Annotated in this window: 10 protein-coding genes; 1 reads left to right on the plus strand and 9 read right to left on the minus strand. The window is 60.5% G+C overall.

Features of this window, described 5'->3' with window-relative positions:
- Window positions 1-797: 797 nt before the first annotated feature.
- Complete coding sequence (locus FMN63_RS08180; RefSeq protein WP_209001015.1) at window positions 798-2678, plus strand: M23 family metallopeptidase; 1881 nt, start codon at window positions 798-800, stop codon at window positions 2676-2678.
- A gap of 229 nt (window positions 2679-2907) precedes the next feature.
- Here the strand turns inward: FMN63_RS08180 and FMN63_RS08185 are convergent, their stop codons facing one another.
- From FMN63_RS08185 to FMN63_RS08225, 9 genes are all read right to left on the minus strand, one after another.
- Window positions 2908-6141: an efflux RND transporter permease subunit gene (locus FMN63_RS08185; RefSeq protein ID WP_148583478.1), complete on the minus strand. Its 3234-nt coding sequence runs from the start codon at window positions 6139-6141 to the stop codon at window positions 2908-2910.
- Window positions 6138-7151 (minus strand): efflux RND transporter periplasmic adaptor subunit, encoded by a 1014-nt coding sequence (locus FMN63_RS08190; RefSeq protein ID WP_148583479.1) that lies wholly within the window; start codon window positions 7149-7151, stop codon window positions 6138-6140. The genes FMN63_RS08185 and FMN63_RS08190 overlap by 4 nt, the downstream gene beginning before the upstream one ends.
- A gap of 13 nt (window positions 7152-7164) precedes the next feature.
- Window positions 7165-7368, minus strand: coding sequence for a YgaP family membrane protein (locus FMN63_RS08195; protein WP_148583480.1), 204 nt, complete (start codon window positions 7366-7368; stop codon window positions 7165-7167).
- Window positions 7369-7574: 206 nt separating this feature from the next.
- A complete protein-coding gene (clpB, locus tag FMN63_RS08200) occupies window positions 7575-10172 on the minus strand; it encodes an ATP-dependent chaperone ClpB (RefSeq protein WP_148583481.1) in 2598 nt (865 codons plus the stop codon).
- A 253-nt stretch (window positions 10173-10425) separates the two neighbouring features.
- On the minus strand, window positions 10426-11154 hold the full coding sequence (locus FMN63_RS08205) for a DUF4167 domain-containing protein (protein ID WP_205513925.1): 729 nt from the start codon (window positions 11152-11154) through the stop codon (window positions 10426-10428).
- A gap of 391 nt (window positions 11155-11545) precedes the next feature.
- Window positions 11546-12394: a peptide chain release factor N(5)-glutamine methyltransferase gene (gene prmC, locus FMN63_RS08210; protein WP_148583483.1), complete on the minus strand. Its 849-nt coding sequence runs from the start codon at window positions 12392-12394 to the stop codon at window positions 11546-11548.
- A gap of 2 nt (window positions 12395-12396) precedes the next feature.
- On the minus strand, window positions 12397-13470 hold the full coding sequence (gene prfA / locus FMN63_RS08215) for a peptide chain release factor 1 (RefSeq protein WP_148583484.1): 1074 nt from the start codon (window positions 13468-13470) through the stop codon (window positions 12397-12399).
- A 54-nt stretch (window positions 13471-13524) separates the two neighbouring features.
- Complete coding sequence (gene ptsP, locus FMN63_RS08220) at window positions 13525-15792, minus strand: phosphoenolpyruvate--protein phosphotransferase (RefSeq protein ID WP_148583485.1); 2268 nt, start codon at window positions 15790-15792, stop codon at window positions 13525-13527.
- 64 nt (window positions 15793-15856) lie between these two features.
- Complete coding sequence (locus tag FMN63_RS08225) at window positions 15857-17107, minus strand: aspartate kinase (protein ID WP_148583486.1); 1251 nt, start codon at window positions 17105-17107, stop codon at window positions 15857-15859.
- Window positions 17108-17189: the final 82 nt, after the last annotated feature.

Raw genomic sequence — 17189 nt, forward strand, 5'->3', positions numbered from 1 at the left:
TTCCTTGTATGAAAGATCAGCGTACCTGCGTAACTCCTTAAAACCCCAAACCCCCGAAAGAGCCTGAGATCGCAAGGCCAACGCCGCCTACGCTTCCCTTCCTTCAATAATCAAATTGTCAAAGAACCATTCGCCAATCAGCAAATGCGGCTTAAAAGCCTTCAACCAGAGACGCCTAACCGCTATCCTGTTGCCAGGTCGATGCGGCAAAGTTGTCTGGTAGAACCAACAGCGAAGAGCGCCGTGTTGGCGGCGCCGCCGTCGATGGAGGGCGTTATACGCATGGCCTGAAGATGAGTCAACAGACTTTGTCAAAAAAGATTCACATAGCCAGAAACGCCCAGAATCCCCGAGGTAAATCATAGCCTTACCCCCCGGGGCATCACCGTACCTCGCGATTTTTTCTGGATTCTTTTGCCTCGTTTCTGACTGGGGCGGACCGATTGCTCCAAGGCGGCTGCACGAGCCCCTTATAAAGATGGTGTCAGGTCTCCTTGCGACCACAGAACCGACAAATTCTGCTCGTAACCAACCTTCGCAACGCAGTTCGCCCGAAGGGCATCCGTGCAGAAACAATTGACGATTTAAATCAAACACTGCATGTAGCAGGATCTGTTATGTTTATCGCTGCTGAAACAAACTGGCCGCACCTAAAGGATGCGGCCTTCGGATTGACGCGATAGCTTAAAAGGACCGGACAGGTATTAATGCATTTTGGGCCCTTCCATAGCGCGCAGTCCCTTAGCATAGAGTTGGGTGAGGAACCGCCTCTGCGCGGTTACGAAGGCCGCAGTGGCATGTCTGACCGGCGTCAGGTGTCTCTGCGCTGGTTTGCCGGCACCGTCCTGACTGGCGTCACGTCACTGTTTCTGATGGGTGGCGCTCTCATGGCCGCGCTCGACGGACAGTATAGTGTCGAAGCCGCGCCCTCTTCCGAGGCATTTTGGAACGGCTTTTCTCTGTCCAGCGGCGGCACCAAGGGTGACCGGGCCCTGCGCACCGCGGCCGAATACTCCAGCAAGCATGTCATTGACGTCAACGTGGTCACACGCGACGGCGACCGGGATCATATCCGCGTCCAGCCGCATATCTTCGTCAGCGCGACACTCGCGACCCGCAAGGATCCTGAACTGGCCGAGCAAATTCCGCCGTTCAATCCTTTGAACATGTTCGCCGACAACGACGATGACGGCGGTACAAATGTTGCCGAGACCGGCACACCCCTTCCGGCCGATTCCATATACGGTGCGAAACTGGAAAGCGAAGTCAGCATTTCGCTTGCCCCCTTCCCATCCTCCAGTGAGGATATCGACCTAGACCGGACACCATCTGAGACCGAGGTCGAGCTGGCTGTTCGCGAAACCGCGCGCACCATGTCCATTGACGCTGTCGAAATGGCTGCCAAAACGCTTGTCGACCCGGGTCGCTTCGATTTCAATCTCGCTCTTCAGCCGGATCTGGAACGTTACGCCGTGCGCATCACGCCGGAAAACGTCTCCTTCGTTTCCAAGCAGGACGAGGATGTCCGCTTCGCCGGCATGGACGAAAGCATCGTCCCCGTGACCAAGGACCAGGATCTGGTCGATGTCATGATGGACTACGATGCCACCGAGGACGAAGCCGTTGCCATTTCGGACGCCTTCTCGAACCTGTTCGGCATAACCGAGCTGACAGAAGGCCAAAGGTTGCGGATCGCCTATGCGCCTTCGCCGGACGATATGGAGCGGATGCGGCCCGAGCGCGTCAGTCTCTACGAGAATACCGAACACCAGGCCACCGTCGCCCGTTCCGACAGCGGCGCCTATATCGAAGCCAAGGAGCCGAGCACGTTCCTGGCCGATGCGTTTGAAGAAGCCGACCGCGTCTCCTATGGCGGCCCGACGCCGGCCATCTACGACAGCCTCTACCAGACCGCGCTCGAGCAGGACATGCCGGAAGAAATCATCAACGATCTGGTGCGCATGTTCTCCTTTGATGTCGATTTCAATGCGCGCGTCCAGCCTGGAGATGCTGTCGAGCTGTTCTTTACCGATGGCGACGCCAATTCCCCGCCGAAGATCCTGTACGCCGCGCTTAACACCGGCAACACCACGCGGGAATTCTACCGCTTCCGCACACCTGACGACGGCGTGACCGATTTCTATGACGAAACCGGCCAGAGCGCGAAGAAATTCCTGATCCGCAAGCCGCTCAACGGCGGCAGGTTCCGCTCCGGCTTCGGCATGCGCCGGCACCCGATCCACGGATACACCAAGATGCACACGGGTGTGGACTGGGCGGCTCCGCGCGGGACGCCGATCATGGCGGCGGGCAACGGCACGGTCATCAAGGCCGGCTGGAGTTCCGGCTACGGCCGCCGTGTCGAACTGCGCCACACCAACGGCTACACCACCACCTACAACCACATGAGCGGCTTCGGCAAAGGCATCAAGCAGGGGGCACGCGTCACCCAGGGCCAGATCATCGGCTATATCGGCTCGACCGGCCTGTCCACGGGGCCTCATCTCCACTATGAAGTGCTGGTCAACGGTCGCTTCATGGATCCAATGCGCGTCAAGCTGCCCAAGGGCCGGACGTTGGAGGGTGAAATGCGCACCGCGTTCGAAGCCGAACGCTACCGTGTCGATGCCTTGCTGGACCGTGTCCGCAAGCCTTCCCGGATCGCTGCAGTCAACTGACACGCACGACACCTGTTCGGCCGGGTCTTCCTGACCGCGGCCGAATTGAGGTGTGTGTGATTTCCTGAAAAGTACCGACGACACATCGAACAAATCCGGCGCGACCCGTCCTTGGGCCATCGGTCGGTCGGTTTTCGACCTGCGCTCAGGAGCAGGAGAAAGGACCAAAGCCAGCCTGCCGCGCCCCGGCTGTTTGGAGCCGGGCGACGCTGAATGCTGCGGCGGCCCGTCAACTTTCCGCCTGTCCCGTTTCGGACATCGGTTCCTGAGGCACCCGCCCATGGCGCAAGGCCATATAGATGGCGGGAATCACCAGGACAGTCAGGATTGTCGATGACGCCAGACCGAACAGCAGCGAGATCGCCAAACCCTGGAAGATCGGATCGCTCAGGATCACCGCAGCACCGATCATGGCGGCAAGCGCCGTCAGCAGGATCGGCTTGAAGCGGATTGCCCCAGCTTCCAGCAAAACGTCCAGAAGCGGTTTTTCCGGTGTGCGCGAATGCTGGATGAAATCGACCAGCAAAATGGAATTGCGTACGATGATGCCGGCAAGCGCGATAAAACCGATCATCGATGTCGCCGTGAACGGTGCCGCAAACAGCCAGTGCCCCAGCATGATGCCGATCAGCGTCAGCGGAATAGGCGTCAGGATAACCAGCGGCAGCTTGAAGGAACCGAACTGGGCGACCACCAGAAAATAGATGCCCAGGATCGCGATCATGAAGGCGCCGCCCATATCCCGGAAGGTGACCCAGGTGACTTCCCATTCGCCATCCCAAAGCAGGGTCGGTCGTGTTTCGTCTTCGGGCTGACCGTGAAATGCGATCACCGGTGCTCCGTCGGCGCCCCAGTCCATATCGCGGATCTTCTGGCCAACCGCCAGCATTCCATAGACGGGCGCTTCGAACGCACCGGCCAGTTCGCCGGTCACCATTTCAACCGCACGACCGTTGTGACGGAAGACGGGATAGGACGTCTTTTCCCGGCGAACCGTTACCACATCGCCAAGTTCGATTACGCCCCGGCCGCCAGGCAGAGCGTTGGCCGGCACCGGCGTTGCAAGCACCGCCTCCCCCGTCACCATGTCGCCCTTGGCAAGATGGATCCGGATCGGAACGGGATAACGCGCGCGTCCCCGGTGGGAATAGCCAACGTCGGTTCCAGCATAAAGACGCCGGATCGTGTCAAACACATCACCCTGTTCGACACGGTGATATTCCAGCCGGTCCTGATCAATAGCGATGCGCACCCGGTCAGCCTGAGCTCCGAAGCTGTCGTCGACATCAACAATGAACGGCACATCCTCGAAGGCCTGGCGAACCCTGCCTGCAACAGCCCGTCTGCTGTCGGCATCGGGTCCATAGACTTCCGCAAGCAGCGTTGCCAGAACCGGCGGCCCGGGCGGCGGTTCCACAACCTTCAGAACGGTGCCGTCAGGCAGGTCGACGTCGGCAAGCATGTTCCGGATATCCAGGGCAATCTGATGGCTGGTCCTGTCCCGTTCGCCTTTCTCGGTGAGATTGATCTGCACGTCGCCCTGCTCAGGCAATGCCCGCAGGTAGTAGTGGCGCACTAGACCGTTGAAATTGAAAGGCGATGCGGTGCCGGCATAGGTCTGGAACGACAGGATCTCCGGAACCTCTCCCAATCGGGCAACAATCTCCTGCAGAACCCTGTCCGTGTCCTCGACAGAAGCCCCTTCCGGAAGATCCGCAAGCACCTGCAGTTCCGCCTTGTTATCAAACGGAAGCAGCTTCACGGTGACGTCGGTGGTGTAGAACAGCGCCAGCGAACCTATGGTGCAGATCCCGACGAGCAGCAGAAAGACCCAGGACCGCAGGCGCGAGCCGATCAGCGGCCTGGCTGCCAGAACGTAAAGCCGGCCAAGAGCCCCGCCATGGGCGGCCGGAACGTGGCTATGCCCTCCATCGCGGCCCGCGAATTTCATCATCAGCCAGGGTGTCAGTATCACCGCAACGAAAAAGGAAAACAGCATCGCGGCCGAAGCATTGGCCGGGATCGGCGCCATATAGGGGCCCATCAGGCCCGAAACGAACAGCATTGGCAGAAGCGCGACGATCACCGTCAGAGTTGCGATGATGGTCGGATTGCCGACTTCCGCCACGGCCTCCACCGCCGCTTGAGTACGGCTGCGGCCATCCGCCATTCCCCAGTGCCGGGCGATATTCTCGATCACCACAATGGCATCGTCCACCAGAATACCGATGGAAAAGATCAGGGCGAACAAACTGACACGGTTGATGGTGTAGCCCATCAGATAGGCTGCAAAAAGCGTGAGCAGGATCGTGGTCGGGATCACCACCAGCGTGACCAGCGCTTCACGCCAGCCAATTGCAAGCGCGATCAGGACGACGATGGAGACGGTTGCAAGGCCCAGGTGAAACAGCAGTTCGTTGGCCTTTTCGTTGGCTGTCTCGCCGTAGTTCCGGGTGATCTCCATGTCCACGTCTTCGGGAAACAGATCTCCACGGATCGCTTCCAGCCGTGAGACGATTTCATCGGAAATCACCACCGCATTTGTGCCCGGGCGCTTGGCGATGGCCAGCGACACGGCCGGAGCCCGGGTCAGCTTTCCCTCATCTTTCCGGATGTTGGCAACCCTGTGCTCCGCCGCGTGGGTGGTCAGGCCAATGCGGGCGACATCGCGCACATAAACCAGCCGGGCATCGCGGGCGGTCAGGAACAGGTTGCCGATCTCTTCGGCCGATTGCAGCGTCTCGCCAGCCACCAGCACACGCTGTTCGCCTGCCTCGCGCACATAGCCTGCGCGAAAGGACTTGTTGGCCCCTTCGATCTTGGCAGCCAGTTGCTGCAGCGTGATGCCATAGAGCGACAGCTTTTCAGGATCGGGCTCCACCTGGATGGCTTCCGGCTGCTCTCCGACAATGAAGGTCAGGCCGATGTCCGGCAGCTTGGCGATTTCAGTCTGAAGTTCGCGTGCAATCCGGGTCAAACCGTTCGCGGTCCATCGGTCCGCCGCCTGCGGTGCGGGTGTCAGCGTGACGACGACAATGGCAACATCATCGATACCCCGACCGACGATAAGCGGCTCGGGAATACCGACAGGGATCCGGTCCATGTTGGCGCGGATTTTTTCGTGTACCCGCAAAATGGCAGCATCCGCATCGGTCCCGACGAGAAACCGGGCCGTTACCAGCACACGGTCGTCCTGGGTCTGGGAATAGATATGCTCAACCCCGTCGATCGCCTTGACGATTGTCTCCAGCGGCTCCGTCACCAGTTTGACCGCATCCTCCGCATTCAGCCCATTGGCCTCCACATGAATGTCGACCATAGGCACGGAGATTTGCGGCTCTTCTTCACGCGGCAGGGCGACGAGAGCAATCAGCCCCAGAGCGAGAGAGGCCATCAGGAACAGGGGGGTGAGCGGCGACCCGATGAAAGAGCGGGTCAGCCATCCGGCAAGTCCAAGCCTCATGGCAGCACCACCCGGTCGCCTGCGCGCAGTCCGGTCAGGATCTCGACCAGAACCGTCCCGTCATGAAGAACACGGGCGCCCGGAACAACGGCAACATCCTGTGCGCCGCCGTCTACGGCAACCTGCACGTAATCGACACCGTGCCGGATGGAAAGGGCCGCCTCCGGCACGGCAATGACTTCGCGCGTGCCGACTGGAACATGAACGAGCGTGCGTTCGTTGACGAAATAGTCTCCCAGCCCCTCGACCTCGACGTCCGCCGTGACGCGGCCTTCGGCTATTTCAGGATAGATCTTGACGATGGTTCCGAAGGTTTGCTGGTTCCCGTCTGCATTTTGCGTTGGATCCAGGCCACGCCCGCCCAGCAGAACTTTCGCACCTGACGTGATTTGGGCGGCATGTCGCTCGGGAATGGAGAGGCGCAGGAAATAGCGGCCGCTCGCAATTCTGGCAACTTCCTCTCCCGGCAGAATAACCGAGCCTTCCGTGACCGGCACCGTCAGAACACGTCCGGCATTCGGCGCCAGGATATTCCCTTCGCTGGCACGCTGGCGAATGACCGCCATCTCCGCTTCCGCCGCCACCGTCTGGTTGGTGACCACATCAAACTGGGTCCGTACCTGATCAAGCCTGCTTTGCGCCGCGCTGCCGCGCGCAACCAGTTGCTCGGCCCGTTCAAGCTCGGTGCGGGCGTTGTGAAGCTGGGAGTGCAGAACCTCGATCCGGGCCTTGGCGGCCTCCAGTTCCAGTGCAATTTTTTCGTCGACGACCACGGCGATAACCTGATCCGCCGTCACCATGTCGCCTTCGCGCACGGAAATGGTCTTGATGGTTCCGCCTATCCGGGCGCGGGCGGGCACCACCGTCCGGCTCTTGACCTCGGCAAACACTGCCTTGGTTTCCGGCACGGTGATCGGCTCGGCCAGAAAGTCGTCGGCACGAGCCACCGACACGGCACCGGACGTTACCGCCAGCATCAGCAGCAGGAAAATGGAGATACCGCGCCTCATTTTGTCCCCCACCTTACGAGAAGGCCACTCCCGGCTTCATACCGAGCTTCTTGAGGATGATCGCCGCCGGGCAAAAGCCGGTGACAGATGCCTGCATCAGGTTCAGGCCGACAAAAGCATTGAGAAGGTACCAGTAGGGCGAAACGTAATATCCCAATGCCAGGGACAAGAGCACCATGGCACCCGCGAACATCATTACCGCACGATCGACTGTCATTTGACCCTCCTAAACCGAATTGGCCACCCTCGCGGTTACATCAAGGTACGGCTCTAGTTTCATATTTATGAATGTATGAATACCACATCTTTTCTCGGGCCCGTTTGACAAAACGCAAATGAGGCAGGCAATCGAAGCGCAAAAAGAAAAACCCGCGGAAGTTTCCTTCCGCGGGTTTTCTATTCAATCGGTGCAGGCGGCGCTGATTAGGCGGCGACGCTTTCCGATCCGTCCACCTGGAACATCAGGCGGTCCGAACCGGCCGAGACTTCGACCGTCTGGCCGTCGAGGATTTCGCCGGCGAGCAGTTTCTCGGCAAGCGGATCCTGGACGTCCTTCTGGATCACCCGCTTCAGCGGCCGGGCACCATAGGCAGGGTCGTACCCCTTCTGCGCCAGCCAGCCGAGAGCACCGTCGTCCAGCTTCAGCGTGATCTTGCGATCGCTGAGGAGAGCCCGCAGACGCTCCAGCTGGATCTTGACGATATCGGCCATCTGCGCCCGCTGCAGGCGATGGAACAGCACGATCTCATCGAGACGGTTCAGGAACTCGGGCCGGAAATGGCCCCTCACGGTGCTCATGACCTCGTCGCGAACACCATCTGTATCCTGACCTTCCGGCTGGTTGACCAGATACTCGGCCCCCAGGTTCGAGGTCATGATGATCAAGGTGTTGCGGAAGTCGACCGTCCGGCCCTGACCATCGGTCAGGCGGCCATCGTCCAGAACCTGCAACAGCACGTTGAACACATCGCTATGCGCTTTTTCGATCTCGTCGAAAAGCACAACCTGATACGGCCGCCGGCGAACGGCTTCCGTCAACGCGCCCCCTTCCTCATAACCGACATAACCGGGAGGTGCGCCGATCAGCCGGGAAACGGAGTGCTTCTCCATGTATTCCGACATGTCGATCCGCACCATTGCGCTGTCGTCATCAAAGAGGAACGACGCAAGTGCCTTGGTCAGCTCGGTCTTGCCGACACCGGTCGGTCCGAGGAACATGAACGAGCCGATAGGCCGGTTCGGATCCTGCAGACCGGCACGGGACCGGCGCACCGCAGTGGCAACCGCATGGATGGCTTCTGCCTGGCCAATGACCCGGTTCGCCAGCATGTCTTCCATCTGAAGCAGCTTTTCGCGCTCACCTTCCAGCATCTTGTCGACCGGGATACCGGTCCATTTCGAAACCACCTGGGCAATATGAGCCGGCGTTACGGCTTCATCGACCATGGCATCGGCATCCTCGGAAGCTTCCGCTTCCGCGAGTTTGCGCTCCAGCTCCGGAACCACGCCATAGGCAAGCTCACCGGCCTTGGCCAGATCGCCGCGCCGCTGCGCGATTTCCAGGTCGATGCGGGCCTGTTCCAGCTGTTCCTTGATCTTCTGTTCAAGGTGCAGCTTTTCCTTCTCGCCCACCCAACGGTTGCTGAGTGCCTGCGACTTCTCTTCCAGATCCGTCAGCTCTTTCTCGAGCCTCGTCAGACGGTCCTTGGACGCGTCGTCGCTTTCGGCCTTCAGGGCTTCGCGCTCGATCTTCAGCTGGATGATCCGGCGATCCAGTTCGTCCAGTTCCTCCGGCTTGCTGTCAACCTGCATCCTCAGCCGGCTGGCGGCCTCGTCCACAAGGTCGATTGCCTTGTCCGGCAGGAACCGGTCGGTGATGTAGCGGTTCGAAAGAGCAGCAGCCGAAACGATGGCACTGTCGGTGATACGGACCCCGTGATGGAGCTCGTATTTCTCCTTGATGCCCCGCAGGATCGAGACCGTATCTTCAACCGTCGGCTCGCTCACGAACACCGGCTGGAACCGGCGGGCAAGAGCGGCGTCCTTTTCGACATGCTTGCGGTACTCATCCAGCGTGGTCGCACCGACACAGTGCAGCTCGCCGCGGGCCAGCGCAGGCTTCAGCAGGTTGGACGCATCCATGGCCCCGTCTGCCTTGCCGGCTCCCACAAGCGTGTGCATTTCGTCGATGAACAGGATCACCTTGCCCGCAGCCGCCTGGACTTCGGACAGAACGCCCTTGAGGCGCTCCTCGAACTCACCGCGGTATTTCGCACCGGCAATCAGAGAGCCCATGTCGAGCGCCAGAAGCTGCTTGTCCTTGAGCGATTCCGGCACGTCGCCATTGACGATCCGCAAAGCGAGACCTTCGGCGATCGCGGTCTTGCCGACGCCGGGTTCACCGATCAGCACCGGATTGTTCTTGGTACGGCGCGACAGAACCTGGATGGTCCGGCGGATTTCCTCGTCACGGCCAATCACCGGGTCGAGCTTGCCTTCCCGGGCCACCTGGGTCAGATCCCGCGCAAATTTCTTCAGTGCATCGTACTGGTTTTCAGCAGTCGCGGTATCGGCCGTCCGGCCCTGACGAAGCTGGTTGATAGCCTCGTTCAGTGCATTGGGGGTGATGCCGTGCCGCTTCATCAGCTTGCCGGTTTCACTGTCGGTGTCCATGGCAAGCGCAAGCAGCAGTCGCTCGACGGTGACGAAACTGTCTCCCGCCTTGTCGGCGATCTTCTCCGCCTGCTCGAACAACCGCGCAGTTGCCTGGCCCATGTAAAGCTGTCCGGAACCACCGGATACTTTCGGCATCTTGTCCAGAAGGCCTTCGAGATCGCCCTTCAGTGCCTTGGCGTTGCCGCCGGCACGGTCGATCAGGCCGCTGGCCATACCTTCCTGGTCATCCAGAAGCACCTTCAGGATGTGTTCGGGTGCGAATTGCTGATGGCCCCGCCCCAGGGCAAAGGTCTGAGCAGACTGGACAAAACCGCGCGCACGCTCAGTGTATTTTTCAAAGTTCATAAGATACCTCCTACCCGTTCGCACCACCCGAAGCGTGGGGAACGATCTGGAATACGGACCCCTGATACGGGCATCCGCACAGCCTTTTACCGGGCTGCTCCTTCTATATAGTGTTGCATTTTCACCACAAAAGCCCCTGCGGCATCTTATTCTGCACTGCTGGGACAGATCGCAACAAGCCAAACAAAAACGGCGCCCATAACGGACGCCGTTTTATCTGTTTCAGCTTGTTAGAGGCTGACCCGCTACCGGATTATTCTCCGGCAGGTGCCTCGGCAGGAGCATCTTCAGCGGCCTTGGGGCGGCGCGGACGCGCAACCCGGCGGCGTGGCTTCGGCTGTTCCTCTTCTTCGGAACCAGCGGCAGCTTCTGTGCTCTGCGTGGCTTCGCCAGCGGCCTGACCTGCATCCGCCTGCTCGCCGGAAGCCCGGCGCGGCGTGCGTGCACGAGGTGTCCGGGCCCGGCGGCGCGGTTTTTCATCCGCTTCGTCGTCACCGGCTTCGGCTTTCTCCGCCTTCTTGGCGGCGCCGTTGACCTTGCCTTCCTGATCGATGACAGGCATGTCGTCGATAAAGGGCTGCGGGCTGTCGGCATCCATCAGGTCGCCATCCGAAGCGGACACATCCTGGGAAGGCCGTTCCGGCCGATCTGACCGATCACGATCCGGCCGATCCGCGCCGTTGGAATGGCCAGAGCCATTCGTTACCGCGGCTTCTGAACCGTCTTCGGCTTCGGAGCGGGAAGATGCATGCGCCGTCGGCTGCGGTTGCGGCTGCGCGGCAGCCACAATGCGCAGATAATGCTCCGCATGCTGGTTGTAATTCTCGGACATTACTCGGTCGCCGGATGCCTGGGCATCACGTGCAAGCTGCTGGTACTTCTCTGCAACATGCATCGCAGTACCGCGGATCTTCACATCAGGACCGTTGGATTCGTAAGTCCGGGTTAACGGATTAGGGCCCTTGCGGCCCCGTCCGCGCATACGCTTATTGCTTTGATTTCCTGGTCTCATCCTGCCGTTTTCTCTTGCGGAACGGCGGTCAGCTTTACACTGACCCAACATCGGAATTGCCTAAAACCGACACGAAATACCCGCCGAAACCAACAATGCTGGTTAGCGGCTGTCATTGAAAACATACGCAGCGCGCTAAAGGCCGCAGGCCAACGCGATTGTCTTTTTCTTCGACAGTCCGAAACACCGGATAGTCCGATATACAACGGTTTCCAAAACGCTGAATTGGCGCCGGTACCCTGCTGCCGGATGCGCATGCCCCGCTAAACGCTGATAACATCTCCGGTTTCGGCAAGAGGAACGTACCCCTTTCCGTTACGATTTCCAAGTGCTTTTTCGACTTTGGATCAAATCCGCGAAATTAGGGTCTGCGGGCCACTACAACCCGGTCGTTTCCGGAAAGATCCCTAATGATTTCAATCTCTACAAAGCTATGATGACGCAGCTGTTTTTTTAGATCTTCCGCCTGATCAAAGCCAATCTCGAGCGCGATTCGCCCCCCTGGACGAAGCAGTTTTTGCGCATCCGTGAGAATACTTACGTAGGCCGTCAGCCCGTCTTCGCCGCCATCAAGCGCAAGCTTTGGGTCATGCTGAATCACTTCGCGTGAAAGCTCCGCGAGCACGGCAGTGCGGATATAAGGCGGGTTGCTGACCACCCAGTCAAAACCGCCTTCAGGCCTGAGAGCCGACGTATAATCCGCGCGCACCGTCAGAAGCCGGTCACCGACCCCATGCAGCGCCGCGTTGCCCATAGCGCACTCCAGCGCCTGTTCCGAAAGATCCACCGCGATCATCCGGCTTCGGGGAAGTTCGGCCAGCAAGGTAACGGCGATGGCGCCCGTGCCCGTGCCGATATCGCACATGACAGGCGCCTCATCGGTGGAAGTTCTTTCCAGCACGGCATCGATCAGGGCTTCAGTGTCCGGCCGGGGTTCCAGCGTGGCCGGGTTCAACAGAAACCGTCGGCCGTAGAACTCCCGTTCCCCGAGTATCCGTCCGACAGGCATGCCGGCCAGACGTTTCTGCGCATGGGCTTCGACAAGCCCGGCCGCTGCAAGCGCAGCGTCTTCATGTTCGCGAAAGACAAGATCCGAGAGAGGCAGGCCGAGGGCCGCGCTGACCAGCAGCCTGGCATCCAGGTCCGGCGTCGGCAATCCGGCCGCCCGGAACCGGTCACGCACGGACCGGTAAAGCTGGCCGATGGTCACCCTCAGGCCTCTTCCGTTGCCAGAAGGTTGGCCTGGTGGTCCAGGGTCAACGGTTCGATGACCTCACCAAGCGCTTCGCCGGACAGGATCTGTTCCAGCTTGTAAAGCGTCAGACCGATGCGATGGTCGGTCACGCGGCCTTGCGGGTAGTTGTAGGTGCGGATGCGCTCCGACCGGTCGCCGGAACCAACCTGCAGCCGGCGCGCTTCTGTCCGTTCGCTCGCCGCCCGCTCACGCTCTTCATCGTAAATGCGTGCGCGCAAGAGCTGCATGGCCCGCGCCTTGTTCTTGTGCTGCGAGCGTTCATCCTGAACGGCAACGACGATCCCCGTCGGCAAGTGCGTGATGCGCACTGCGGAATCGGTGGTATTGACGTGCTGCCCCCCCGCGCCGGACGCGCGGTAGGTGTCGATCCGCAGATCGCTCTCCTGAACATCGATATCCACATTCTCGGCCTGCGGCAGCACGGCAACCGTCGCGGCGGACGTATGAATACGGCCACCCGATTCGGTCGCGGGCACACGCTGGACTCGGTGAACACCGGATTCGAATTTCAATTTGGCAAAGACGTTTTCACCCGAAACGGATGCGATCACTTCCTTGTAGCCGCCCACTTCGCCTTCGCTGGCAGACAGGATTTCAACCTTCCAGCCCTGCAATTCGGCATAGCGCTGATACATGCGAAAGAGATCGCCGGCAAAGAGCGCCGCTTCGTCGCCCCCGGTGCCTGCCCGCACTTCCAGAATGGCATCGTTGGAATCCGCCTCATCCTTCGGCAGCAGCCCGATGCGCACATCCTGGGCCAGTTCCTCGACGCGGCCTTCCAGCTCGTCGCACTCCATCTGAGCCAGCTCACGCATTTCCGCGTCGGAAGACGAATCCTGCAGCAGCGCCTTCGCACCGGCCAGATCCTGTTCCGCCTTGATCAATGCACGGATCTTGCCGACAAGCGGCTCCAGCCCGGCGTATTCCCGCGACAGCTTGACATAAGCGCCCGGATCCGGATTGGCGGACATCATGTGTTCGAGTTCCGCGAACCGGTCCAGCAGGGTATCGAGTTTGTGACGCGCCAGCATACGCGCTGATTCTCCAGAAATAATCGCTATGACGGTGAGTTACGCCCGTTAGCGCTAAAGGGCAACATCGGTTTCGGCAGCAAACCGCTTCAACACGTCCCGGATGTTGCTGTCGTCGTGTCCCGGCTCCAGCCGCGGCAGCAACCTGGCAGACAGACGTCCCGCATCAAGGGTTCTCAGCATGGCCTTCACCGGACCAAGAGAAGCCGGTGACATCGAAAGGTCCCGGAAGCCGAGGCCGATCAGCGCCATGGCTTCCAGCGGCCGGCCTGCCAGTTCTCCGCACAACGTCACGGGCACATGAGCCTTATTTGCGGCATCGACGATGGATTTCAAGGCCCGCAGGAAGCCGACGCCCAAAGTATCGAACCGGTCGGCGACGCGTGTATTGCCCCGGTCGACCGCACAGAAAAACTGGAACAGGTCATTGGAACCGACCGACACAAAGTCGACGTGGGACATCAGTTCTTCAAGCTGGAACAGCAGCGAGGGCACTTCCACCATCACGCCCAGGCGGATGTTTTCCGGCGTGGCGTGGCCATGGCGGCGCAGGTGCTTGACTTCCTTGTCCACCAGAGACTTGGCCTGCCGAAACTCGTCGACCATAGCCACCATCGGGAACATCAGCTTCAGGTCCCGCCCGGCAGCCGCATGCAGCAGCGCCCGGATCTGGGTTCTGAGCAAGCCCGGCCGGTCGAGCCCCAGGCGCAGCGCGCGCCAGCCCATCGCCGGGTTTTCTTCCTGGATGGAACGCAGATACGGCAGCACCTTGTCACCGCCGATATCCAGCGAGCGGAAGGTGACCGAACGGCCAGCGGCCGCATCCAGCACCTGGCTGTACTGCGACTGCTGCTCGCGCATGCGCGGGAACGAAGACGCCACCATGAACTGCAATTCGGTGCGGAACAGGCCGACACCGGCCGCGCCCGCCTCGTCCAGATGCGGCAGGTCAACCAGAAGGCCGGCGTTCATCTGCAGCGAGATGTCGACACCGTCCCGGGTAACAGACGGTTTGTTGCGCAAGCGCCGGTACTGGGCCTGGCGCCGCGCCCGGAAGCGAACCTTTTCCGCGTAAGCGTTTTCCAGATCCACGGCCGGGCGCAGATGCACTTCGCCAGAATCGCCATCGACGATGATCGCGTCGCCGCCATCAGCCAGGCTGACGATGTCGTCAACGAGACCGACCGTCGGAATGCCGAGTGCTCTTGCGACAATGGTCACGTGGCTGGTCGGCCCGCCTTCTTCCAGAACCAGACCGCGAATGCGGTCCCGGCCATAGTCCAGCAGTTCCGCCGCGCCCATGTTGCGGCCAACGACAATCGCGTCCTGCGGCAGTTCATCAATCCCGGGGCCGTGCTCGCGGCCCATGAGTTCGCGGATCAGCCGGTGGGCAAGATCATCAAGGTCGTGCAGTCGCTCGCGCAGGTAAGGATCGGTCTGGCGCAGCATGCGGGCTCGCGTGTCGCTCTGCACCTTTTCCACGGCCGCCTCGGCGGTCAGGCCGTTACGGATCGCTTCTTCGATCTTCCGGATCCAGCCGCGGTCGTAAGCGAACATGCGGTAGGCTTCCAGCACCTCGCGATGTTCGCCAATGGCTGCAATTTCACCGCTCGCCAGCAGATCGTCGATGGAAAGGCGCAACCGGTTGATGGCCGCATCCAGACGGCTTTTTTCCCGGTCCGAATCTTCTGCGATCAGGTTGGTGACAACAACACGCGGCTCGTGCAGAACCACGTGCCCAAGACCAACGCCTTCCGCGAGGCCGGTACCTTTGGAGGTGATCGGCCGGGAAAGATCCAGGCCTGTGGCCTTCTGGGAAATGGCTTCCAGTTCACCGGCCGCCACCATTTCGGCAATCACCATGGCGGTCGTCTGCAGCGCTTCGACTTCGTCTTCCAGATAGGTCCGGTGAGACTGATTCTGAACCACTAGAACGCCAAGCGTACGGCCCGCCCGCAGGATCGGCACACCAAGGAACGAGTTGTAGGCCTCTTCGCCTGTTTCCGGCAGGTAGGCAAAGCCCGGGTGGGCACTGGCATTGGGCAGGTTGAGCGGCCGGGCTTCGGCTGCAATCAGACCGACAAGACCCTGGCCGACGCGCAGCGACGCGTTGTGGACCGCTTCGCTCTTCAGGCCTTCGGTTGCATAAAGCTCAAGAACGCCGTCGGCGCGCAGGATATAAACGGAACAGACTTCTGCGACCACGTTCGAGGCGATTAAAACCACGATCTTGTCGAGTCGCTCCTGCGCCGTGATCGGCTCCGCCATGACTTCGCGAAGCCTGCGGAGCAAAAGGCGCGGTCCGGCTAGGTTGCTGCGCATTGCGCCCCCGTTGATCCCGCTTCAAACAGGCCCCATGCTCGCCGGGGCCTGCCTTTCGGATGAACTATCCGTCCAACCCGTATAGCGAATGCAGAGTCCGCACCGCAAGTTCCGCATATGCTGAATCAATAAGCACAGAGATTTTGATCTCGGATGTGGTGATGGCGCGGATGTTGATTCCCTTGGAAGCAAGCCCCCGGAAACACTGTGCCGCGATACCCGCATGCGAGCGCATGCCGATGCCGATGACGGAGACTTTCACGACGTCTCGCGCACCTTCAAGGTTCTGGAAACCGATGGCACCCCGGTTGTTTTCGAGCACCTGATTGGCCCGTTCGAAGTCGCCTTCGGGAACCGTGAACGTGATGTCGGTGGTCTTGCCATCGGGCGAAATGTTCTGGACGATCATGTCGACGTTGATGTTGGCATCCGCCAGCGGGCCGAATACGGATTCAGCGACACCCGGCTTGTCGGCAACGTCACGGAGAGAGATCTGGGCTTCGTCCTTGGCATAGGCAATGCCGGTGACAACCTGCTGTTCCACGAGTTCTTCCTCGTCGCAAATGAGAGTTCCAATCGGAAGGCCGTTCTCGCCGACCTGGGGCGCATCCGGATCGTCAAAGCTGGAGCGCACGAAAGTTCTGACGCCATGAACCATGGCCATTTCCACCGAGCGCACCTGAAGCACCTTGGCACCAAGCGAAGCCATTTCGAGCATTTCCTCGAAAGACACCCGGTCAAGACGTTGCGCCTTGGGCACGATGCGCGGGTCGGTCGTGTAGACGCCATCGACGTCGGTATAGATATCACACCGGTCGGCCTTGATGGCAGCGGCAATGGCAACGGCACTGGTGTCGGAACCGCCGCGACCCAGGGTCGCGATCCGATTGTCCGGCGCCACGCCCTGGAAACCGGCAAGCACGGCCACCTGGCCCTGCTCGAGACGTTCGCTCAGGAAGCTGCCGTCGATGTCGCGGATACGGGCCGCGCCATGGTTCTCGTCGGTATTGATCGGCACCTGCCAGCCCTGCCAGGACCGGGCGTTCACGCCCATGTCCTGCAGCACGATGGCCAGAAGGCCGGACGTCACCTGCTCGCCGGAAGCAACCACGGCATCATACTCGCGGGCATCGTGGAGCGGGGATGCCTCACGGCAAAACTCCACCAGCTTGTTGGTCTGCCCGGCCATGGCCGAAACTACCACCGCGACCTGATGGCCGGCGTCCACTTCCCGTTTGACATGGCGGGCGACGTTGCGGATGCGATCGAGATCGGCAACCGAAGTTCCGCCAAATTTTAAAACCAGTCGGGCCATACCACTCGTATTCTTTATAGTCGTGTCTGGAAGCGCCTGTTGCGCCTCTGGGATCGGCGCACATGCATACAGTCTGTGTTCC

Origin of the sequence: Stappia sp. BW2 (assembly GCF_008107695.1) — a bacterium.
Classification (GTDB): domain Bacteria; phylum Pseudomonadota; class Alphaproteobacteria; order Rhizobiales; family Stappiaceae; genus Roseibium.

Bases quoted from the DNA above. Each gene is read 5' to 3' on its own strand.
- FMN63_RS08195 (WP_148583480.1), bottom strand. From the start codon at position 7,368: ATGACAGTCGATCGTGCGGTAATGATGTTCGCGGGTGCCATGGTGCTC.
- FMN63_RS08205 (WP_205513925.1), bottom strand. From the start codon at position 11,154: ATGCGCGGACGGGGCCGCAAGGGCCCTAATCCGTTAACCCGGACTTAC.
- FMN63_RS08180 (WP_209001015.1), top strand. From the start codon at position 798: ATGTCTGACCGGCGTCAGGTGTCTCTGCGCTGGTTTGCCGGCACCGTC.
- FMN63_RS08185 (WP_148583478.1), bottom strand. From the start codon at position 6,141: ATGAGGCTTGGACTTGCCGGATGGCTGACCCGCTCTTTCATCGGGTCG.
- ptsP (WP_148583485.1), bottom strand. From the start codon at position 15,792: ATGCGCAGCAACCTAGCCGGACCGCGCCTTTTGCTCCGCAGGCTTCGC.
- FMN63_RS08225 (WP_148583486.1), bottom strand. From the start codon at position 17,107: ATGGCCCGACTGGTTTTAAAATTTGGCGGAACTTCGGTTGCCGATCTC.
- prfA (WP_148583484.1), bottom strand. From the start codon at position 13,470: ATGCTGGCGCGTCACAAACTCGATACCCTGCTGGACCGGTTCGCGGAA.
- FMN63_RS08190 (WP_148583479.1), bottom strand. From the start codon at position 7,151: ATGAGGCGCGGTATCTCCATTTTCCTGCTGCTGATGCTGGCGGTAACG.
- clpB (WP_148583481.1), bottom strand. From the start codon at position 10,172: ATGAACTTTGAAAAATACACTGAGCGTGCGCGCGGTTTTGTCCAGTCT.